The organism is Polaribacter sp. (assembly GCF_965656025.1).
GTDB lineage: Bacteria > Bacteroidota > Bacteroidia > Flavobacteriales > Flavobacteriaceae > Polaribacter.
On sequence record NZ_CBFHJT010000010.1, the window covers coordinates 24,078 to 25,864 of the forward strand.

The 1,787-nt window shown below is 28.5% G+C and carries 1 protein-coding gene and 1 pseudogene; one reads left to right on the top strand and one right to left on the bottom strand.

The features are described 5' to 3' along the window. A pseudogene (locus tag ACTG3S_RS03145) lies at nt 1-222 on the top strand (hypothetical protein); the annotation flags it as partial. A 74-nt stretch (nt 223-296) separates the two neighbouring features. Here ACTG3S_RS03145 and ACTG3S_RS03150 read toward each other — a convergent pair. Beyond that, a partial coding sequence (locus ACTG3S_RS03150) for a DUF349 domain-containing protein (protein WP_439127921.1) occupies nt 297-1,787 on the bottom strand: 1,491 nt, incomplete at its 5' end.

Here is a 1,787-nt window from a genome sequence, read left to right on the forward strand (position 1 = left end):
TCTGCATATTCTAGAATTAGAAATAAAGTAAAAAATGGTTTGGCTGTTGTTGCTATAGAAAGAGGCGCTTCTGGTGGCTCTTACTTTACAATTCCACCACAAGTTCAGTTAGAAATTGCTAACAGAAAGAGAATTACTATAGACGAACATAGTGGACGTATTTTAGTTGATGCTGCTTTAGCAGAAGAAGAAAAAGCTAAAATGGATAAATTATTTTCTTAAGAAAAATAAAACATAAATAAAAAAAACTCGAAGTTAAAGCTTCGAGTTTTTTTTATTTATACATTTTGAAATAACTAATAATCTAAATTTTTAAGATAACTTAATTTGTCTTTCCAAATAGCTAAATCATCTTTAAATTCTTGCACTTTATTTTTAACATTTAAAACCAATGGATTATCATCTTTTGCGTTAGAAAAGAACCCTAGATTATTTTCTAACTGTTGTATTTCTCTAACAATTTCGTCTATCTTTTTTCTAACAAATATTTGTTCTGAGTCTAATTTTCTAACATCATTATTTGCTGCTAAACCATCTACTACATTAGTAAACTTCAACATAGAAACTTCTTGTTTGTCTAAAGATAAACTTTCTAACATTTTATCTACCTGTTTGTTAAACTTACCTTCTAGATGCCTAACACTTCTTGGTAAAGCTCCTAAGTTTTTCCACTCCTCTATAATTGCTAAAACTTTTTCTTTCGTTAGGTCTTTTTTATCTTTTAGAGTTTCTAAAAATTCTTTTTTAGCATCTATTACAGCTTGCTGCTCTTTACTAACTGCATTTTTTTGATCATGATATCTATCAAAATAATGATTACATGCGCTTTTAAATTTTTTCCAAATATCATCAGAAAATTTTCTAGGTACATGGCCTATTTTTTTCCAATCTGCTTGTATTTGTTTTACAGCATTTGTTGCCATATCCCAATCTGTGCTATCTTTTACAGATTCTGCAATTTCTATCAACGCCAACTTCTTTTTTAAATTTTCTTGTTGTTCATTTTTTTCTAATTTGTAAAAAAGGTTTTTAGCACTGTTAAATTTCTTGGTAGCTTTTTTAAATTTTTGCCAAACTTCTTCGCTCTTTGCGTAGGGTAATTTACCTGCTTTAAAATACTCTTGTCTTAATGCTTCTATTTCTTTAATACTTTTTTGCCAGTCTTTATGCGTTTTGTTTTTAGAAGTATCGTAAGCATCTATAGCCTCTATAACTACCAATTTTTCTTTAATAATATCTTGATATTTAGACTTCATTTCTTTGTAATGCTCATGACGTCTATCGTGAATTTTTTTAGTAGCAGCACTAAATTTCTTCCAGATATCTTCTCTCATTTCTCTGGCTACTGGCCCAACATCTTCTTTCCAAGTTTTATGCAAAACTTGTAATTCTTTAAAAGCTTGCTTTATATCTGTCATTTCTGATAAAGCCTCTGCTTTCTCTATAATTTTAAGCTTTTCTTCTAAGTTATTTTTAAAGTCTAAATCTCTAAAATCATTACTCATGTGTAGTAAATCGTAAAAACGCTCTACATGATGATGATAAGTTTTCCAAGTATCATTATATCTCGTTTTAGAAACAGGACCAATTGCTCGCCAAGAGTCTTGCAACTCTTTAAACTCTTTATACATAGTATTTGTATCAGCATTTTCTATAAGAGTTTTTAAACCTTCTATAACGTTTAATCTTTTTTCTAAATTTTCGTTCAGTTGTTTTTCTAATGCTTTGTAGTGTGCATCTCTTTCTTTTTTGTATTTAGAAAGTAAATTATTGTATGTAGTTTTTAT